Genomic DNA, 18,312 nt, shown 5'->3' on the forward strand with positions numbered 1-18,312 from the left:
CTGCCGACATGAGCACTGCTGCGGGGGCCGACGCGCCCATCGGGATCTTCGACTCCGGCGTGGGCGGCCTGACGGTGGCCCGCGCCGTGCTCGACCAGCTGCCGCACGAGGCGATCCGGTACGTCGGCGACACCGCGCACAGCCCGTACGGGCCGTTGCCGATCGCCGAGGTGCGCCGGCACTCCCTGGCGGTGATGGACGACCTGGTCGAGGCCGGGGTCAAGATGCTGGTCATCGCCTGCAACTCGGCGAGCGCCGCCTGCCTGGGCGATGCCCGGGAGCGCTACGACGTGCCGGTGGTCGAGGTGGTGCGCCCCGCCGCCCGCCGGGCCACCGCGGCGACCCGCAACGGCCGGATCGGCGTGATCGGCACCCAGGCCACCATCACCAGCGGCGCCTACGAGGACGCCTTCGCCGCCGCCGGCCAGCTGACCGTCACCAGCGCGGCGTGCCCCAGCTTCGTCGACTTCGTCGAGCGCGGGGTCACCAGCGGCCGGCAGCTGGTCGGGCTGGCGCAGTCCTACCTGGACCCGCTGCTGGCCGCCGGTGTCGACACGGTCGTGCTCGGCTGCACCCACTACCCGTTGCTCACCGGCGTGCTGTCGCTGGTGCTGGGCGAGGAGGTCACCCTGGTGTCCAGCGCGGAAGAGACGGCGAAGGACGTGTACCGGGTGCTCACCCGCACCGACCTGCTGCGCGACCCCGACGGGCCGCCGCCGGTGCACCGGTTCCTGGCCACCGGCGACCCGGAGCCCTTCGCCCGGCTCGGGCGGCGCTTCCTGGGGCCTGAGGTCGACGTGGTCGACCGGGCCGGCGCGGAGGTCGGGGCGTGAGGCTCACCGTCGTCGGCTGCGCAGGCAGTGCCCCCGGGCCCGACTCGCCGGCCTCCTGCTACCTGGTCGAGCACGACGAGTTCGTGCTCGCCCTCGACCTGGGCAACGGGTCGTTCGGGGCGCTGCAGAACGTCGTCCGGCCCGGTGACGTGGACGCGGTCTACCTCAGCCACCTGCACGCCGACCACTGCCTGGACGCCGCGCCGTTCGTGGTCTGGCACCGCTACTCGGGTCAGTCCGACGGGCGCACCGTGCCGCTGTACGCGCCGGTCGGCGCCGACCGGCGGCTCGCCACCGCCTACGACCCCGACGGCGGCCCGATCGACGACGTCTTCGACGTGACCGCCATCGGCCCGGGGAGCTGGACGCTCGGGCCCTTCGAGGTGACCACGGCCCGCACCGCGCACCCGGTCGAGTGCTACGCCGTCCGGCTCACCGCCGGGGGCCGGTCGCTGGTCTACACCGGCGACACCGGCCCGAGCGACGCCGTGGTCGAGCTGGCCCGCGGCGCCGACGTGCTGCTGGCCGAGGCCGCCTACCCCGAGGCACCCGACCTGCCGCCGGGCTTGCACCTGACCGGCCGCCAGGCCGGCGAGCACGCCGCCGCGGCGGGGGTGGGGCGGCTGATCGTCACCCACGTGCCGTCCTGGGTGGACGCGCAGGAGCAGCTGGCCGCCGCCCGCGCGGTCTTCCCGGCCGCCGAGCTCGCCCGCCCCGGCGCCGTCCACGACGTCTGAGGACGTCGAAGGACCCCGCTGCCCCCACGCCTCGCGAGCTCGGCGCGGGCCCCTGCAGCGGGGCCGGAACGGCCGATGCCGGTTGCCCTGGTCGCCGGCGCACGGCACGGTGACGGGATGACCGAGGAGGAACGGGACGGCGTCCGGCTGAGCAGCCTGGACTCCCCGCTGGGCGACGGCCTGGCGGTGACCAAGCGCGACCTCGTCGACCACCTGGACGCCTTCGCCGACCGGATGGTGCCGCTGCTGTCCGGCCGGCCGCTGACGGTCAAGCGGGTGCGGCCGGGCGCGGCTGCCTTCATCCAGCGCGACGTGCCCAAGGGCGCCCCCGACTGGGTGCGCACCGTGCCCACCTGGTCCGACCGGGCGCACCGCGAGGTGCACCAGGTGCTCGTCGAGGACCGACGCACCCTGCTGTGGCTGGCCAACCAGCGCGCCGTGGAGTTCCACGTGCCGTTCAGCCGGGTGGGCGAGGAGGAGCCGACCGGGCTTGTGCTCGACCTCGACCCACCCGACGGCGCCCCGTTCGACGTCGTGGTGGCGACCGCGCGGCTGGCCCGGCGGGCGCTGGCCGATGCCGGGCTGGCCGCGGCGGTGAAGACGAGCGGGTCGACCGGACTGCACGTCGTCGTCCCGGTGCACGGGTCGCCGGCCGAGGACGTCGCCGCCGCCACCCGCGCGCTGGCCGCCCGCACCGAGCGGCTGGACCCCGAGCTCGCCACCACCGCCTACGTCGTGGCCGAGCGGGGCGGCCGGGTGTTCGTCGACTCGACCCGCTCCGGTCGCGGCACGATCGCGGTCGCCTACAGCCCGCGGGTGCGCCCCGGGCTGCCGGTGTCCGCGCCGGTGGACTGGGATGCCCTCGACGACGTGCGGCCGGGGGACGTCACGGTGCGCACAGCGGGAGAGCGGTTCGGGGACGGCGACCCGTGGGCACAGGCGCTGCCCGAGCCGCAGCAGCTGCCCGCCGACCTGGTCGCCGAGGGGCACACGATCCCGGTCGCCCGGGTGGCGGCGATGCACGAGGGGAAGCGCCGGGCCCGCGCGAAGGCCGCCGAGCAGGACGCCTGACCCCGGTCGCCGTCCCGGACGGACAGCCGCACCGCCGCGCCGTCGTCGGGGGATCCCGCTCGGGGACACCGCGACGACGGTGCGGTCAGACGCTCGGGTCAGGCGCTGACCTCGCGGCCGTCCTCGCCCCACATGGTGTGGAAGGCGCCCTCGCGGTCGACCCGGCGGTACGTGTGCGCGCCGAACAGGTCGCGCAGCCCCTGGATCAGCGCGGCCGGCAGGCGGTCGGCCCGCAGCCCGTCGTAGTAGGCGAGCGCGCTGGCGAACCCGGGGGCGGGGATGCCGTTGCGGGCCGCGCCGGCGACGACCTGCCGCCAGGACTCCTGGCCCTCGCTGACCGCGCCGCGGAAGTAGTCGTTGGTCAGCAGCGTGGTGACGTCGGGCTCGTCGGTGTAGACCTGCGCGATCCGGTCCAGGAACCGCGCCCGGATGATGCAGCCGCCACGCCAGATCCGCGCCAGCGCCGCCCGGTCGATGTCCCAGCCGTGCTGGTCCGCCCCGGCGGTGACCTGGTCGAAGCCCTGGGCGTAGGCGACCACCTTGGAGGCGTACAGCGCCTGCCGCACCGACTCGATGAAGGCGTCCCGGTCGGCGACCTCCCAGCGGGTGTCCGGCCCGGGCAGCACCCGCTGCGCGGCGTCGCGCTGCTCGCGGTGCCCGGACAGCGCGCGGGCGAACACCGCCTCGGCGATGCCGCTGACCGGCACGCCCAGGTCGAGCGCCGACTGCACGGTCCAGCGGCCGGTGCCCTTCTGCTCGGCCTCGTCCAGCACCACGTCGACGAACGGCCTGCCGGTGTCGGCGTCGGTGTGCCGCAGCACCTGCGCGGTGATCTCGATCAGGTAGCTCTCCAGGTCGCCGTCGTTCCACGAGGCGAAGACGTCACCGATCTCGGCGGGGGAGAGCCCCAGCCCGGAGCGCAGCAGGTCGTAGGCCTCGGCGATGAGCTGCATGTCGGCGTACTCGATGCCGTTGTGCACCATCTTCACGAAGTGCCCGGCGCCGCTCTCGCCGACGTGGGTGCAGCACGGCTGCCCGTCGACCACCGCGGCGATCGACTCCAGCAGCGGGCCGACCAGCTCGTACGCCTCGGCCGATCCACCGGGCATGATGCTCGGCCCGTTGAGCGCGCCCTCCTCGCCGCCGCTGATCCCGGTGCCGACGAAGTGCAGCCCCTGGGCGGTGAGCGCCTCGGTGCGCCGGATCGTGTCGGTGAACCGGGCGTTGCCGCCGTCCATCAGCACGTCGCCGGGCTCCAGCAGCGGGGCGATCTCGTCGATGACGGCGTCGGTCGCCGCACCGGCCTGCACCATGATGATGACCTTGCGGGGGCGCTGCAGCGCGCCGACGAACTCCTCCATCGTCCCGGTCGGCACGAAGTCGCCCTCGCTGCCGTGCTGCTCCACGAGGGCGTCGGTGCGCCCCCGGCTGCGGTTGTGCAGCACCACCTGGTGGCCGTGCCGGGCCAGGTTGCGGGCCAGGTTCGCGCCCATCACTGCCAGCCCGGTGACGCCGATCTGATCGCTCATGGGCACGACCCTGCCCGATCCGCTCCGGCCCTGCCAGGTCCTGCCGGCCCCTGGATCGGCCGGACCGGCCTCCGCGGGGCTACAGGCCCAGGTCGCGACGGAGCTTGGCGACGTGTCCGGTGGCCTTCACGTTGTAGGCGGCCTTCTCGACCTTGCCCTCCGCGTCGACGACGAAGGTCGAGCGGATCACCCCGACGACCTCCTTGCCGTACAGCTTCTTCGGCCCGTAGGCGCCGTAGGCGGTGAGCACCTGCTTCTCCGGGTCGGCGAGCAGCGTGATGCCCAGCTGCTCCTTCTCCCGGAAGGTGTGCAGCTTCTCCGGGGCGTCGGGGGAGATGCCGATGATGTCGAGCCCGGCCTCGGCCAGCTCGCCGGCCGAGGCGGTGAAGTCGACCGCCTGGGTGGTGCAACCCGGGGTCAGCGCGGCGGGGTAGCAGTAGACGATGACCCGCCGGCCCCGGTAGGAGGACAGCGAGACGGGGGTGCCGTCGGCGTCCGGGAGGGTGAACTCCGGCGCCGGGTCACCGGGGGCGAGGCGGACGGGGGCCGTGTCGATGCCGCGGTCGGTCTCGGTCATGGAGCGCATCGTGCCGCACACCGCCGATCGGCCCCAAGCCGGCCGTGCACCGCCGGACCGGTCCCCGCTGGGCCGGCCGGCGCCCCGGACGGCGTCAGCCGGCCAGGAAGGTCAGCCGGACGTGCCGGGAGGGGTTGTCGATGTTGGTGTCGACGAAGCAGATCCGCTGCCAGGTGCCCAGCGTCAGGCGGCCCTCGAGCACCGGCACGGTGGCGTGCGGCGGCACGAACGCCGGCAGCACGTGGTCGCGGCCGTGCCCGGCCGCGCCGTGCCGGTGCCGCCAGCGGTCGTCGCGGGGGAGCAGCTCGTCGAGCTGGGCGAGCAGGTCGTCGTCGCTGCCGGCGCCGGTCTCGATGATCGCGATGCCCGCCGTGGCGTGCGGCACGAACACCTGGAACAGGCCGTCGCCCTCGCCGCGGACGAACTCCGCGCACTCGTCGGTCAGGTCGACGACGGAGGGCACGCCCCCGGTCCGGACGGATCGCAGCTCGGAGCGCATGGAGGAGAGGGTGACACGGCCGGCCGTCGGTCGCTGGAGGCTGTCCCCCCGCCGCCGAGGCAGCGGTCGGTGACCAGCGGTGGCGGCACTACCCTCGGACGGCGTGACCCGCCCCGACGGCCGCGCGGCCGACCAGCTCCGCCCGGTGACCATCACCCGCAACTGGCTCGACCACGCCGAGGGCTCGGTGCTCGTCGAGTTCGGCCGCACCCGCGTGCTCTGCGCGGCCAGCGTCACGGAGGGCGTGCCCCGCTGGCGCCGCGGCTCGGGCCTGGGCTGGGTCACCGCCGAGTACTCGATGCTGCCGCGGGCCACCCACACCCGCAGCGACCGCGAGTCGGTCAAGGGCAAGATCGGCGGCCGCACCCACGAGATCAGCCGGCTGATCGGCCGCTCGCTGCGCGCCAGCATCGACCTGGCCGCACTGGGGGAGAACAGCATCGCGCTGGACTGCGACGTCCTGCAGGCCGACGGCGGCACCCGCACCGCGGCCATCACCGGCGCCTACGTGGCCCTCGCCGACGCGGTCGGCTGGCTCGGCGAGCGCGGCAAGCTGGCCAGCGCGACCCCGCTGCCGAACTCGGTGGCCGCGGTCAGCGTGGGCGTCGTCGACGGGGAGCCCCGGCTCGACCTCGCCTACGAGGAGGACGTCCGCGCCGGCACCGACATGAACGTCGTGTGCACCGGGGACGGCGGCTTCGTCGAGGTCCAGGGGACGGCGGAGGGCGCCGTCTTCGACCGGGCGACCCTGGACCAGCTGCTCGACCTGGCCGTCGCCGGGTGCGCCGAGCTGACCCGGGCCCAGCAGGTGGCGTTGTCGGCATGACGCAGCTGCTGCTGGCCACCCGCAACGCCGGCAAGCTCGCCGAGCTGCAGCGGCTGCTGGCCACCGCCGTCCCTGGGGTCGAGGTGCTGGGCCTGCGCGACGTCCCGGAGTACCCGGAGGCGCCCGAGACCGGCGCCACCTTCGAGGAGAACGCGCTGCTCAAGGCGCGCGAGGCGGTGCGGTACACCGGGCTGCCGGCGGTCGCCGACGACTCCGGGATCACCGTCGACGCGCTCAACGGGATGCCCGGCATCCTCTCCGCCCGCTGGTCGGGCCGGCACGGGGACGACCCGGCCAACACCGCGCTGCTGCTCGGCCAGCTCGCCGACGTCCCGGACGAGCGGCGTGGTGCGGCGTTCGTCTGCGCCGCCGCGCTGGTCACCCCCGACGGCGTCGAGCACGTGCTGCGCGCGGAGTGGCGGGGGGCGGTGATCCGGGAGGCACGCGGCACGAACGGGTTCGGCTACGACCCGGTCTTCGTGCCGGAGGGGCTGGACCTGACGTCGGCGGAGCTGACGCCGGCGGAGAAGGACGCCCGCAGCCACCGCGGCCAGGCGTTCGCCGCGCTGGTGCCGGTGCTCGCCGAGGTGCTCGGCGCCCGCTGACCGCAGGTCAGCGGGCGCTGGTCCAGCCGATGAACCACAGCGAGAAGGCCGCCATCGACGGGTGGAAGGCGAGCACGAGGAACGCCGCGAGCACCCGGTCGGCCCGCCAGTAGGTGCGCAGGCGGACGCCGCGGGTCCACAGCCGGCTGCGGTCGCCGGACAGGGCCCGCTGGGCGAGGGCCGCCTCCTCCTCCGCGGTCAGCGACCGCGAGCGGGTGGCCTGCCAGGCCTCCACCCGGGCCCAGCCCGGCGCGAAGCCGCAGGCCAGCGCCAGCGCCGCGGCGCCGCCGAGCAACGGCAGCAGACTGGCCTGGTCGAGCACGACGAGTCCCGCGGCGGCCGCCCCGGCGGCGAAGCCGGCCACGGTCACTGCGGCGAGCACGAAGACCAGGGCGAGGGTGACCATCAGGATCACGTAGCCGGGGACGAGGACCTCGTCCCAGCTGCGGTCGGTGGCCAGCAGGGCCGCGGTCTGCACGACCAGGACGGCGGCGCAGGTGGTCAGCACCCGCCGCATGCGCACGCGGGGGAGGTCCGCGGTGGTGGCCAGCCGGGCGCGGGCCTCGGCGAAGCTCGCCGCCTCGGCGGGGGAGGCGTCGGCCCGGGTCGCGGCCATCGGGTTGACGGCGGTCACGAGGGGACCTCGGAACCAGGGGTCCCGGGTGCCGGCGCCCCGTCGGACTGCACGTGGCTGGACAGCCCGTGGGTCGTCTTCTCCCAGTAGAAGGGGTTGACCACCAGCTGCCACAGCGCCTTGTAGGAGGCGATCGAGTGCAGCAGCCAGTAGACCGGGGAGAGCAGCGCGAACGGCACGAGGCCGTAGGCGCGCCGCTTGAAGCCGGCCAGCAGCGACAGGTAGATGATCACGCCGTTGCCCAGCAGCAGGTTGGCCAGGCTGACCTGCACCAGCCACTCAGGCAGGGCCGGCACCAGCGCCCCGGGCCAGAGCAGCTCGACGACGAGCATCGCGTAGAGCCACGGCGTGGCCAGGAACATCAGCGGGGTGCCGCCGATGAGCAGCGCGAACCCGGCCGTCTGGCGGGGGCCGACGCTGCGCAGCAGCCGCCACGGGTGCCGGGTGTGCACCAGCACGGTCTGCATGTAGCCCTTGATCCAGCGGCTGCGCTGCCGGATCCAGTTGCCGGCGGCCATGTTGGCCTCCTCGTACGTCGTCGAGTTGACGACGGCGACGCGGTGGCCGCGGGCGGAGGCACGGATGCCGAGGTCGGCGTCCTCGGTGACGTTGTAGGGGTCCCAGCCGCCGAGCTCGCGCAGCAGGTCGGTGCGGAAGTGGTTGCTCGTGCCGCCCAGGGGGATCGGCAGCCGCAGCTTGTCCAGCCCGGCCAGGGTGTAGTCGAACCAGGAGGAGTACTCCAGGGTGAACATGCGGGTGAGCAGGTTCTCCCGGGCGTTGAAGTAGTTCAGCGCGGCCTGCACGCAGACCAGGTCGTCGCCGCCCTTGCGGAAGGCGACGACCGCCTTCTTCAGCTGGTCGGCGTCGGGCCGGTCCTCGGCGTCGTAGATGACCACGTACTCGCCGCGGGCGAAGGTCAGCCCGACGTTGCAGGCGCGTGGCTTGGTCTTGGGCAGCGAGTGCGGGACGACGACGATCCGCACGATGTCCGGCGGGGCGGCGGCGAGCGCGGCGGCCAGCGTCTCCGGGTCGTCCTCCTCCAGCAGGAGCAGGATCTCCAGCTTCTCCCGCGGCCAGTCCAGGTCGGCGAGGTTGCGCATCAGCAGCCCGACGATCCCGGCCTCCTTGTAGACCGGCACCAGGATCGTGTAGATGGGCAGGTCGGCGTCGTCGAGGGCCGCGACCTCGTCGTCGGTCACCTGCTCGACGGTCTCCCAGGCGGTGCCGACCGTGCTGATCAGCGCCTTGGTGCCCACGGCCAGGGCGACGGCGAGGTTCACCGTGGCGACCAGCACCAGCATGGTCAGCGAGGGGTCGAGCACCAGGCCGGTGACGGTGGCGGCCACCAGCGCGACCGCGGCGGCGACCTGCGGCCAGACGAAGACGGTGGACGCCGACTCGTCGGGCCGGCGTTCGGCCAGCGACTGCACGGCGTCGTGCACCAGTTCGTCGCGCCACACGGTGCGCAGCGCCCGCTGCACGTCCCAGTCGGTGGTGACCACCTGACGCACCCGGGGGATGCCGGTGCGCCGCACCACCTCCTCGGCGATGTGCGCCGACGGGCGGCCGGCGGTGGCGACGACGACCTGTTGCTCCCCGTCGCCGTCCTCCTCGACCCGCAGCGGCAGCCAGGTCTCCCGGGCCAGCATCGCCGCCGGGAAGCGGCGGGCCAGCTCCTCGTCGACGTCGACCGGGTCGACGAACGCGAGGTCGGCGTCCCACACCTCGGCGAGGGCGACGTACAGCTGGCGGCGGGTCACCCAGCCCTTGGCCAGGACGACGGCGCCCAGCGGGGCACCGACCCGTTCGTGCTGCTCCAGGGCCTCGGTCAGCTGGTCGGGGGTGAGCACGCCCTGCTCGACGAGCACGTCGCCGAGCCGCTCCGGCGCCGCGTGCCGGCCGCGGGCACGGCGGGGCCGCGGACCCCAGGAGGCGCCACCGGGCGCGACGACCGTCACCCCGGGGTGGTCGGCAGCCGGACGGCCCGGCTGACGGTCCCGGCGGGCCCGGTCACCCGGGAGGGTGACGTCGCCGGTCTTGCGGATCCCTTGCGGTTCCCTGGGGCCGGCGCTGCGGGAGACGGCGCAGGGTCGGTGCCGTGCCGGGAGGAGCCCCTCCGGCCAGCACCGACCCGAGGAGTGACGTGAACGCCAGCAGCACCGCCCCCCGTACGCGACGGCTCACCGTGGCCCGGCTGATCGGCACCGTCGGCGTCGTCGGCGCGGCCGCCGCCGTCGCCGGGATGGGCACGTTCGGCGCCTTCACCGACAGCACCAGCCCGGCGCCGGTGTCCATCGAGTCCGGCGTCGTGTCGATCGCCCTCGCCGCGGCCGACGGCACGGCCACCGTGCCGCTGGCCTTCGACGGCGTCGTCCCGGGCGCTTCGGTCACCCAGGCCCTGGACCTGGTCAACGACGGCGACTCAGGCCTGGCCTCCGTGCGCCTGGACACCCGGGCCACCACCTCCAGCGTGATGGACACCGACACCGTCCACGGCCTGCAGATGACCGTGCAGTCCTGCTCGGTGGCGTGGGACGAGGACTTCGCCTGCGCCGGCGACGTGCGCACGCTGCTCGCCTCCGGCCCCGTGGTCCGCGACTCCGTGCTGACCGCGCCGGCCAGCCTGGCCGCCGGTGCCACCGACCACCTCGCGGTGAGCCTGGCGCTGCCCGCCTCCGCCGACGACACCTTCAAGGCCCAGTCCAGCGAGCTGGCGCTGACCTTCACCGCCACCCAGCGGGGCGGCACCGCCCGCTGACACACATCCCGGCCCCTGACCCGGCCGGGCCCACCGCGTCGACGCTGCGGGAGCTGGTGCGCGAGCACCCGGCTCCCGCACCGTCGTCGTCCCGGGGGTGGCTACCGTCGGCGGTGGACGGCCGCAGCGGGCGACCGGGGACGGGGGGCCTGATGGCGAGCCTGGAGCAGTTGCGCAGGTTCGGGCTGGTGCTGGAGATGGCAGAGGCGGCCGGGGACGGCGACTGGACCGCCTGGACCCGGGTGCTGGCCGGCCTGGACGAGGACACCCGGGCCGACGTCGTCCGGCAGTCGTCGCTGGTGATCGCCATGCTCTGCGACCGCGAGGCGGAGCGGCGGGGGATCACCCGGGACCAGTTCCTGGCCCAGTTCCGCGCCGAGGCGATGGACGCGCTGGGCTGAGAGCAGGCGTGACCGGTCGCCGTCCCGGGCACGGCAGCGCCATGCGGATCACCGTGGACGCCGTCCGGCAGCTGACCTTCGCCGACGGGACGCCGGTGACCGCGGCCTCGGCGGTCGCGCCACTCGGCGGGGGCTGGCTGGTCGTCCCGGACGACGCCACGATCGCCGCCTGGGTGCGCCCGGACGGCGTCGTCCCGGTGCGGCTGCTCCCGCCGGTCGAGAGCCTGGACGCCGAGGGCCTGGACGCCGAGGGACTGGACCACTTCAGCGAGGCGGCCGGCACCAAGCACCTCAAGCCCGACCTCGAGGTGGCCTGCCCGGCCGAGGTGGATGGCGAGCCCGCGGTGCTGCTGCTCGGGTCCGGGTCGACGTCGCGGCGGATGCGCGGGGTGCTGGTCCGGCTGGCCGAGGGGGAGCCGGTGGTGGTGGCCGGTGAGCTCGGCGCGCTCTACGCCCGGGTCGGGGCGGGGCTGGGGGTGGCGGCCGACCAGCTCAACCTGGAGGGGGCCAGCCGGCACGGCGACACCGTGCGCTGGTTCAACCGCGGCAACCCGGTCGCCGGGGTGCTCCCGGGGAGCGTGGACCTGCCGCTGGCCGGGCTGGTCGACGCCGTCCTCGGCCGGGCCGGTGCGGACGCGGTGCCGGTCGACCGGCCGCGGACCTACGACCTGGGCCGGGTGGCCGGAGTGGGCCTGGCGGTCACCGACGCGGTCTCGCTGCCCGACGGGCGGCAGCTGCTCAGCGCGGCCGCGGAGGACACCCCGAACACCGTGGACGACGGCCCGGTGGTGGCCGCCGCGCTCGCGCTGGTGGACGGCGACTCGGTGCAGGACGTGACCGTGTTCCCCGAGGTGGGCGGCCGGGTGCACAAGGTCGAGGGGCTGGCGCTGCGGGCGGTGCACGAGGACGGGGTGCAGCTGGTGGCCGTGGTCGACGACGACGACCCCGGGGTGCCCTCGACCTGGCTGGAGCTGCGCGTCGCGCTCGGCTGAGCGCCGCGCCGGTCAGCTGCTGGCCGACTCGGCGGGTGCGGTGGCCTCGGTGTCCCGGCGTTCCAGGAAGTAGGCGCCCAGCGCGCCGGCCAGGGTGGCGAACACGGCGACGGACCAGACCGCCAGCGCCACCTCCAGGAAGCGGGCGAGGCCGTGGTCGGTGGCCAGTGGCTCGCCGGTGACCGTGGCCAGCGCCGCGTCGTGCAGGGCCGGGCCGTAGGTGTCGTAGGCGCCCACCACGTAGAGCAGCTGGCTGCCGCCGAGCACGACCACCCCGGACACCGCGGTCAGCCAGCCGATCCGGCTCGACAGCAGCCGGCCGGCCGAGCGCGAGCCGCGGATCGCCGCCGACAGCACCCCGCCGACCCGGGCGGTGCGGAGCAGGGTCAGCGCGCGGGCGAAGCGCAGGAAGGGCAGCGCGAGGAAGAGCAGCTGCCACCAGTTGCGTACCCAGAAGCGCCGTCGGCTCGGTGCCCGGTAGGCGCGGAAGGCGAACTCGGCGACGAAGACCGCCCAGCAGACCCAGCCGACCACGGTCAGCGCCGTGACCAGCCACGGCTCGCGGGCCAGTGACTGGCCGAGGACGACGAGGACGAACACCAGGCCCAGCACGCCCATCGGCCGGTCCAGGCGGCGGGCGAGCCCCTCGGTCTCGGCGGACTCGTCGGTGGTGTGGTCGGCGCGCATGGGGGAGTCCCTACCCGTTGCCCAGCGGGTCGACCGGCACCGTCGGTGCGGGAGAGGGGAGTCGAACCCCTACGCCCGAAGGCACCAGGACCTAAACCTGGCGTGGCTGCCGTTACACCACTCCCGCGTGCGAGGGAGTCTAGGAGGCGCCCACTCGGCCGGGAGCGCGTCCATCTGGCAGGCTGTCGCCCGTGCCGAGGACCCCTGACCAGATCCAGCAGGAGATCGACGCCGCCCGCGAGTCGCTGGCGGCCACCCTGGACGAGCTGGCGTTCCGCACCAGCCCCAAGCGCCTGAGCGAGCAGGGCAAGGCGAAGGCGCAGGAGTTCCTGCAGAGCCCGCCCGGCATCGCCCTCGTCAGCGTGGTCGGCCTGACCATCACCTTCGTCGTGACCCGGAAGATCGTCCGCCGCATCCGGCACTGACGTGATCGGCGTCCGCCGGGCCACGGTCCGGGACGCCGACGCGGTCACCGCGGTCCACCCGGCCTCGCGGGCCGCCGCGATGCCCTGGCTGCTGCGGCTGCACACCGACGCCGAGACGCGCTGGTGGGTCGAGCACGTCGTCCTGACCCGGTGGCGGACCTGGGTCGCGGTGCAGGACGACGACCTCCTCGGGTTCGTGACGGTGGACGACGGCCGTCTGGAACAGCTGTACCTGCGCCCCGACCGGCGCCGGCAGGGCATCGGCACGCTGCTGTCCCGGCAGGCCCGGGCCGCTGAGCCCGCCGGGTCCACCTTCGCCGTCTCCACCCGCAACGCGGCCGCGCGGGCCTGCTGCGCGCGGCACGGCTGCGGGGTGGTCGCCGAGAGCGGCGGCGCGGCCGACGAGGAGGGCGAGCCCGACCTCACCTTCGTCTGGGAGCCCTGACCTCGGCCGCCCACTGTCCACCTGTGCACGTCTGGCGCCCGGTCCAGGGGTGCGCAGGTCAGCACTCGGTGCGCCCGCGGCCGCGGGCGCACACTCGGCGGCGTGCACCCACCGCCGCGCGACCCCGTCGGACCCGGCCAGGAGTCGGTCTGGAGCTACCCGCGCCCGCCGTCGGCGCAGGTGACCGGCCGGCGCATCGAGGTCGTCCTCGGCGGGCAGGTGATCGCCCGCACCGACCGGGCCGTCCGGGTCTGCGAGACCAGCCACCCGCCGGTCTTCTACGTGCCCCGGGACGACGTCGCGCCCGGCGTCCTGGAGCAGGCGGCCGGGTCGTCGTGGTGTGAGTTCAAGGGCATGGCCACCTACTGGGACGCCGTGGTCGACGGGGTGCGCCACCCGTCGATCGCCTGGTCCTACGAGCGGCCGACCGCCGGCTACGAGCAGCTGCGCGGGGCGCTGGCCTTCTACCCGAGTCGGCTGGACGCGGCCACGGTCGACGGCGAGCCGGTGCGCGCCCAGGCCGGTGACTTCTACGGCGGCTGGATCACCGACGAGGTGGTGGGCCCGTTCAAGGGGGAGCCGGGCACCCGCGGCTGGTGACCCGACCCTTGCGACGGGTACCCCCCGGGGGTACCTTCGTCGGCATGACGGGTTACGCCGGCAACAAGGACGAGGTCCTCGCGCGCCTGAAGCGGGTCGAGGGCCAGGTCCGCGGCATCGCCCGGATGGTCGAGGACGACACCTACTGCATCGACGTCCTCACCCAGGTCTCGGCGGCCACCAAGGCGCTGCAGGCGGTCGCCCTCGGGCTGCTCGACGACCACTTGGGGCACTGCGTGCGGGACGCGGTGGCCAGCAGTGCCGAGGACGACGGCGCCGCCGCGGAGCAGAAGATCGCCGAGGCCTCCGCCGCCATCGCCCGGCTCGTCCGTTCCTGATCCACCGAGCCGATCCACCGAGCCGAGGAGAGAACCACCGTGCAGACCCTGGACTTCACCGTCACCGGCATGACCTGCCAGCACTGCGTCGCCTCCGTCACCGAGGAGGTCAACGAGCTCGCCGGTGTGCAGGAGGTCGACGTCGACCTGGCGTCGGGCCGGCTGCACGTCGTCGGCGACGTGACCGCCGACCAGGTGCAGGCCGCCGTCGCCGAGGCCGGCGACTACACCGCGCAGCCGGCGTGACCGCCGGGCCCCAGGCGGGCCCGTCCACCGGCAGCCCGGCCGCCGAGGACGAGGTCCGCCTCGACATCACCGGCATGACCTGTGCCAGCTGCGCCAACCGGATCGAGCGCAAGCTCAACAAGCTCGACGGCGTGCGGGCCAGCGTCAACTACGCGACCGAGGCCGCCACCGTGCGGTACGACCCCGCCCGGGTCGACACCGACCGGCTGCTGGCCACCGTCGCGGCGGCCGGCTACTCCGCCGCGCTGCCGGCCCCGCCGGCGGCCGAGGACGACGAGCCGGCTGCCGCCGCGACCCCGGAGGCGGCGCTGCGGCAGCGGCTGCTGGTCAGCGCCGCGCTCGCCCTGCCGGTGCTGCTGCTGTCGATGGTCCCGGCGCTGCAGTTCGACAACTGGCAGTGGCTGGCGCTGACCCTGGCCAGCCCGGTCGCGGTCTGGGGCGCCTGGCCGTTCCACCGCGCCGCGGTGGTGAACGCCCGGCACGGGGCCAGCACCATGGACACGCTGGTCTCGATCGGCATCACCGCCGCCTACCTGTGGTCGCTGTGGGCGTTGTTCCTCGGTGACGCGGGGATGCCCGGCATGCGGATGGAGTTCGCGCTCGTCCCCGAGCGCGGCGCCGGCACCCACGAGATCTACCTCGAGGTCGCTGCCGCGGTGACCGTCTTCCTGCTGGCCGGGCGGTGGGCAGAGGCCCGCGCCAAGCGCCGCTCCGGGGCCGCCCTGGCCACCCTGCTGGAGCTGGGCGCCAAGGACGCGGCGGTGCTGCGCGACGGCCGCGAGGTGCGCGTGCCGATCGGGCAGCTGGCCGTGGGTGACCGCTTCGTCGTCCGGCCGGGGGAGAAGGTCGCCACCGACGGGGTCGTGGTCAGCGGCAGCTCCGCGGTCGACCTGTCGATGCTGACCGGGGAGAGCGTGCCGGTCGAGGTCGCCGAGGGCGACCGGGTCACCGGCGCGACGGTCAACGTCGGCGGCCGGCTGGTCGTCGAGGCCACCCGGGTCGGCGTGGAGACGACGCTGGCCCAGCTCGGCCGGCTGGTCACCCAGGCGCAGAGCGGCAAGGCACAGGTGCAGCGACTGGCCGACCGGGTCTCGGCGGTGTTCGTACCGGTCGTGCTGGTCATCGCGCTGGGCACCCTGGCGGCCTGGCTGCTCACCACCGGCGACGTGACGGCAGCCTTCACCGCCGCCGTCGCCGTGCTGGTCATCGCCTGCCCGTGCGCACTCGGCCTGGCCACCCCGACCGCGCTGCTGGTCGGCACCGGCCGCGGCGCCCAGCTGGGCGTGCTGATCAAGGGCCCGGAGGTGCTGGAGAGCACCCGGACCATCGACACGGTCGTGCTGGACAAGACCGGCACCGTGACCACCGGTCAGATGAGCGTGGTCGAGGTCGCCGGCCACCCGGACACGCTCCGGCTGGCCGCCGCCGTCGAGGCCGGCTCCGAGCACCCGATCGCCCGCGCGGTCGTCGCCGCCGCCGGGGCGCCCCTCGCCCCGGTCACCGGTTTCGCCAGCCAGGCCGGCATCGGTGTCACCGGGACCGTCGAGGGCCACGACCTGGTCATCGGCACCCGCGGCGACCTGCCCCCGGCGCCGGCCGACCTCGCCGCGGTCGCTGACGCCGCCGAGGCCGCCGGGCGCACCGCCGTCCGGGTGGCCTGGGACGGCGAGGTGCGCGGCGTGGTCGTCGTCGCCGACACCGTCAAGCCGACCAGTGCCGCCGCCATCACCCGGCTGCGCGCGCTCGGGTTGTCACCCGTGCTGGTCACCGGCGACAACCCCGGGGCCGCCGCTGCGGTCGCCGCGGCCGTCGGGCTCGGCCCCGACGAGGTCGTCGCCGGGGTGCTGCCGGCCGGCAAGGTCGAGGTCGTCCGCGACCTGCAGGCCCGCGGGCGGGTGGTCGCGATGGTCGGGGACGGCGTCAACGACGCCCCCGCGCTGGCCCAGGCCGACCTGGGGCTGGCCATGGGGTCGGGCACCGACGTGGCGATCGAGGCCAGCGACCTGACCCTGGTGCGCGCCGACCTGGACGCCGCGGTCGACGCCGTCCGGCTCTCCCGGCGCACGCTCGCGGTGATCAAGGGCAACCTGTTCTGGGCCTTCGCCTACAACGTGGCCCTGGTGCCGCTGGCCGCGCTGGGGTTCCTCAACCCGCTGCTGGCCGGGCTGGCGATGGCGGCGTCCTCGCTGCTGGTGGTGACCAACAGCCTGCGGCTGCGCCGCTTCCGCTCGGTCACCGCGCCGGCCTGATCCGCCGGGCCGCCTGACCGGTCAGGCGGCCCGGCGGGCGGCGACGAGGGGCATGACCACGTCGGAGAGCACCTCGTCGGCGAACGCCTCCGGGACGGGCTCGCCGCTGAACAGCCAGCGCTGCAGGATCGGGGAGCTGGCCGTGGAGGCCACTGCGGTGCCCATCACCGTGGGGCCGACCTCGCCGCGCGCCTCGGCCCGCTCCCAGACGTGCCGGAAACAGGTGCTCCACACGGTCATCGGACCGTTCTGGAACGCCTCCCGCAGACCGGGTTCGTGCGGCAGCGCGGACAGCAGCGACAGCGTCGCGGCGCCGAGCGGCCCGTTCACCGCGCCGACCAGCCAGCGCAGCAGCAGGCGCATGTCGCCCTCGAGCGAGCCGGTGTCGGGGGCCTCGATGGACAGCTGGCTGAGCTCGGCCACGGCGTCGGCCACCAGGTCGGACTTGGTCCGCCAGCGCCGGTAGATCGTCGCCTTGCCCACCCCGGCCGCGCTCGCGACGGCGTCCATGGTCAGACCGTTGTAGCCGGACTCGGCCAGCACCCGGAGGATCGCCGCCCGGATCACCTCGTCACGGGAGGGGTCGCGGGGCCGCCCGCCGCGAGCGGGGCGGTCGTCGGGCGTGAGGGCAGGCACGCCTGAACAGTAGCCTTGTTGATCTTCACCGACGTTGTGACCTGGCCCCCTTTCCCGTCGGTCCGCGCCGACATCCGCGCGCCTGCGTGGTCGCCGCATCACGGTGAGTCATCCTGCTGCCGTGACCGGGCCCGCTGACGCTGTTCGTCCCTCCTGGGGGACCCCGCAGTCTGCCCGCCGGCTCCTGCTGGCGAGCACGCTCGACCACGTGCTGCCGAGCATCTCGCGCGTCGCCGGCGCGATGGGGCTGCGGATCGGCACGGCTCCCGGACTGCTCGACGTCGTGGACGACGAGGGCGGCGGCCGGCGGATCGACCGGCTGCTGCAGCGGCTGGCCCGGGAGCTCACCGCGGCCGAGACCGAGGCCGTCCGGGTGACCACCGACCCGCCCGGGGACGGCGTCGCCCTGGCCACCCGGCTGCTCACCGCACCGACCCTGGCGGTGGAGCTGGCCCGCCGCGGGGTGACCGTGGAGATGGGCCTGCTCACCGAGGCCGAGCTGTGGCCGGTCTACCAGCCGATCATGTCGCTCACGAGCGGTGGCATGGTCGGCCACGAGGCGCTGCTGCGCGGCCGCGTCGACGGCCGTGAGGTCGGTGGGGGAGACCTCTTCTTCCTCGCCGAGCGGGCCGGCTGGCTGCGCCGGCTGGACCGGCTCGCCCGTGAGGTGGCGATCAGCCACGCGGCCGGGTGGCTGGGCGGCGCCGACCTCTACGTCAACTCCAACCCGGCGGCCATCTCCCGGCCGTCGGTCTGCCTGGCGAGCACCGAGCGGGCCGTGCACGACAGCGGCATCGACCCCCGCCAGCTGGTGTTCGAGGTCGTCGCCTCGCACGCGGTCACCGACCGGGAGCACCTGCTCTCCGTGCTCGAGCACCACCGGTCGCTGGGCTGGCGGATCGCGCTGGACGACGTGCACGTCGGCTGGTCCAGCCTGGCGCTGGTGTCGGTGGTGCGGCCGGACGTGCTGAAGCTGAGCAAGACGCTGGTGGCCCGGCTGCACGAGCCCGGCCCCCAGGCCATCGCCCGCGCGCTCGCCGAGCTGGCCCACGTGCAGGGCGGGCTGGTCGTCGCCGAGGGCATCGAGAACGAGCAGATGGCCGACCGGGCCCGCGCGATCGGTGCCGACCTCGGGCAGGGCTGGCTCTTCGGCCGGCCGGTGCGCCCGGAGCCCGAGGCCGAGCCCGAGCTCGTCCTCGCCTGAGGAAGGACCCCGCTGCAGGG

General features: G+C 75.0%; 22 protein-coding genes and 1 tRNA gene. 15 read left to right on the forward strand and 8 right to left on the reverse strand.

Features of this window, described 5'->3' with window-relative positions; all coding sequences use genetic code 11:
* Nucleotides 1-8 precede the first annotated feature (8 nt).
* The 3 genes from murI to HLA93_RS04630 all read left to right on the forward strand — a co-directional run bounded on the left by murI (nt 9) and on the right by HLA93_RS04630 (nt 2,641).
* Nucleotides 9-833, forward strand: a complete 825-nt coding sequence (gene murI, locus HLA93_RS04620; RefSeq protein WP_222193128.1) for a glutamate racemase — start codon at nt 9-11, stop codon at nt 831-833.
* Nucleotides 830-1,570: an MBL fold metallo-hydrolase gene (locus HLA93_RS04625; RefSeq protein WP_222193129.1), complete on the forward strand. Its 741-nt coding sequence runs from the start codon at nt 830-832 to the stop codon at nt 1,568-1,570. Before murI ends, HLA93_RS04625 begins: the two co-directional genes overlap by 4 nt.
* Before the next feature lie 75 nt (nt 1,571-1,645).
* Complete coding sequence (locus tag HLA93_RS04630) at nt 1,646-2,641, forward strand: DNA polymerase domain-containing protein (protein ID WP_246625820.1); 996 nt, start codon at nt 1,646-1,648, stop codon at nt 2,639-2,641.
* A 98-nt stretch (nt 2,642-2,739) separates the two neighbouring features.
* On the opposite strand, the gene gndA is transcribed toward HLA93_RS04630, so the two are convergent.
* From gndA to HLA93_RS04645, 3 genes are all read right to left on the reverse strand, one after another.
* Nucleotides 2,740-4,170: an NADP-dependent phosphogluconate dehydrogenase gene (gndA, locus tag HLA93_RS04635; RefSeq protein WP_222193130.1), complete on the reverse strand. Its 1,431-nt coding sequence runs from the start codon at nt 4,168-4,170 to the stop codon at nt 2,740-2,742.
* A gap of 79 nt (nt 4,171-4,249) precedes the next feature.
* Nucleotides 4,250-4,747 (reverse strand): thioredoxin-dependent thiol peroxidase, encoded by a 498-nt coding sequence (gene bcp / locus HLA93_RS04640; protein WP_222193131.1) that lies wholly within the window; start codon nt 4,745-4,747, stop codon nt 4,250-4,252.
* 94 nt (nt 4,748-4,841) lie between these two features.
* Nucleotides 4,842-5,246, reverse strand: a complete 405-nt coding sequence (locus HLA93_RS04645) for a YjbQ family protein (RefSeq protein WP_222193132.1) — start codon at nt 5,244-5,246, stop codon at nt 4,842-4,844.
* A 103-nt stretch (nt 5,247-5,349) separates the two neighbouring features.
* On the opposite strand from HLA93_RS04645, the gene rph reads away from it, so the two are divergent.
* Nucleotides 5,350-6,072 carry a ribonuclease PH gene (gene rph, locus HLA93_RS04650; protein WP_222193133.1) on the forward strand — a complete coding sequence of 241 codons (723 nt, stop codon included), beginning with the start codon at nt 5,350-5,352 and terminating at the stop codon, nt 6,070-6,072.
* Nucleotides 6,069-6,677 (forward strand): RdgB/HAM1 family non-canonical purine NTP pyrophosphatase, encoded by a 609-nt coding sequence (rdgB, locus tag HLA93_RS04655; protein WP_222193134.1) that lies wholly within the window; start codon nt 6,069-6,071, stop codon nt 6,675-6,677. The genes rph and rdgB overlap by 4 nt, the downstream gene beginning before the upstream one ends.
* A 7-nt stretch (nt 6,678-6,684) precedes the next feature.
* Here the strand turns inward: rdgB and HLA93_RS04660 are convergent, their stop codons facing one another.
* Together HLA93_RS04660 and HLA93_RS04665 are read right to left on the reverse strand one after the other, a co-directional pair.
* Complete coding sequence (locus HLA93_RS04660) at nt 6,685-7,311, reverse strand: hypothetical protein (RefSeq protein WP_222193135.1); 627 nt, start codon at nt 7,309-7,311, stop codon at nt 6,685-6,687.
* Nucleotides 7,308-9,269: a glycosyltransferase gene (locus tag HLA93_RS04665; RefSeq protein ID WP_222193136.1), complete on the reverse strand. Its 1,962-nt coding sequence runs from the start codon at nt 9,267-9,269 to the stop codon at nt 7,308-7,310. The genes HLA93_RS04660 and HLA93_RS04665 overlap by 4 nt, the downstream gene beginning before the upstream one ends.
* A 185-nt stretch (nt 9,270-9,454) precedes the next feature.
* Here HLA93_RS04665 and HLA93_RS04670 point away from each other — a divergent pair, with 185 nt between their 5' ends.
* The 3 genes from HLA93_RS04670 (at nt 9,455) to HLA93_RS04680 (ending at nt 11,462) form a co-directional block, all read left to right on the forward strand.
* Nucleotides 9,455-10,069 carry a TasA family protein gene (locus HLA93_RS04670; RefSeq protein WP_222193137.1) on the forward strand — a complete coding sequence of 205 codons (615 nt, stop codon included), beginning with the start codon at nt 9,455-9,457 and terminating at the stop codon, nt 10,067-10,069.
* A gap of 152 nt (nt 10,070-10,221) precedes the next feature.
* A complete protein-coding gene (locus HLA93_RS04675) occupies nt 10,222-10,470 on the forward strand; it encodes a hypothetical protein (RefSeq protein ID WP_222193138.1) in 249 nt (82 codons plus the stop codon).
* An 8-nt stretch (nt 10,471-10,478) separates the two neighbouring features.
* On the forward strand, nt 10,479-11,462 hold the full coding sequence (locus HLA93_RS04680; RefSeq protein WP_308127943.1) for a DUF6910 family protein: 984 nt from the start codon (nt 10,479-10,481) through the stop codon (nt 11,460-11,462).
* A 12-nt stretch (nt 11,463-11,474) separates the two neighbouring features.
* Here HLA93_RS04680 and HLA93_RS04685 read toward each other — a convergent pair whose 3' ends face one another.
* Nucleotides 11,475-12,149, reverse strand: coding sequence for a hypothetical protein (locus HLA93_RS04685; RefSeq protein WP_222193139.1), 675 nt, complete (start codon nt 12,147-12,149; stop codon nt 11,475-11,477).
* A 46-nt stretch (nt 12,150-12,195) separates the two neighbouring features.
* A tRNA-Leu gene (locus HLA93_RS04690) sits at nt 12,196-12,276 on the reverse strand.
* 64 nt (nt 12,277-12,340) lie between these two features.
* On the opposite strand from HLA93_RS04690, the gene HLA93_RS04695 reads away from it, so the two are divergent.
* The 6 genes from HLA93_RS04695 (at nt 12,341) to HLA93_RS04720 (ending at nt 16,452) form a co-directional block, all read left to right on the forward strand.
* The gene (locus tag HLA93_RS04695) at nt 12,341-12,574 is read left to right on the forward strand and encodes a DUF3618 domain-containing protein (protein ID WP_222193140.1); all 234 of its coding nucleotides are present in this window, start codon (nt 12,341-12,343) and stop codon (nt 12,572-12,574) included.
* A gap of 1 nt (nt 12,575) precedes the next feature.
* Nucleotides 12,576-13,019 (forward strand): GNAT family N-acetyltransferase, encoded by a 444-nt coding sequence (locus HLA93_RS04700; protein ID WP_222193141.1) that lies wholly within the window; start codon nt 12,576-12,578, stop codon nt 13,017-13,019.
* 102 nt (nt 13,020-13,121) lie between these two features.
* Nucleotides 13,122-13,619 carry a DUF427 domain-containing protein gene (locus HLA93_RS04705; protein WP_222193142.1) on the forward strand — a complete coding sequence of 166 codons (498 nt, stop codon included), beginning with the start codon at nt 13,122-13,124 and terminating at the stop codon, nt 13,617-13,619.
* 44 nt (nt 13,620-13,663) lie between these two features.
* Nucleotides 13,664-13,957, forward strand: coding sequence for a metal-sensitive transcriptional regulator (locus HLA93_RS04710; protein ID WP_222193143.1), 294 nt, complete (start codon nt 13,664-13,666; stop codon nt 13,955-13,957).
* 39 nt (nt 13,958-13,996) lie between these two features.
* Nucleotides 13,997-14,203, forward strand: coding sequence for a heavy-metal-associated domain-containing protein (locus HLA93_RS04715; RefSeq protein ID WP_222193144.1), 207 nt, complete (start codon nt 13,997-13,999; stop codon nt 14,201-14,203).
* Entirely contained in the window at nt 14,200-16,452 is a 2,253-nt protein-coding gene (locus HLA93_RS04720) for a heavy metal translocating P-type ATPase (RefSeq protein WP_308127944.1), read from the forward strand. Before HLA93_RS04715 ends, HLA93_RS04720 begins: the two co-directional genes overlap by 4 nt.
* A gap of 21 nt (nt 16,453-16,473) precedes the next feature.
* On the opposite strand, the gene HLA93_RS04725 is transcribed toward HLA93_RS04720, so the two are convergent.
* On the reverse strand, nt 16,474-17,088 hold the full coding sequence (locus HLA93_RS04725; protein ID WP_308127945.1) for a TetR/AcrR family transcriptional regulator: 615 nt from the start codon (nt 17,086-17,088) through the stop codon (nt 16,474-16,476).
* Nucleotides 17,089-17,209: 121 nt separating this feature from the next.
* On the opposite strand from HLA93_RS04725, the gene HLA93_RS04730 reads away from it, so the two are divergent.
* Nucleotides 17,210-18,292, forward strand: coding sequence for an EAL domain-containing protein (locus HLA93_RS04730; RefSeq protein ID WP_222193145.1), 1,083 nt, complete (start codon nt 17,210-17,212; stop codon nt 18,290-18,292).
* Nucleotides 18,293-18,312 lie beyond the last annotated feature (20 nt).

It is taken from the genome of Modestobacter italicus, from assembly GCF_019799965.1.
Lineage (GTDB): Bacteria > Actinomycetota > Actinomycetes > Mycobacteriales > Geodermatophilaceae > Modestobacter > Modestobacter italicus_A.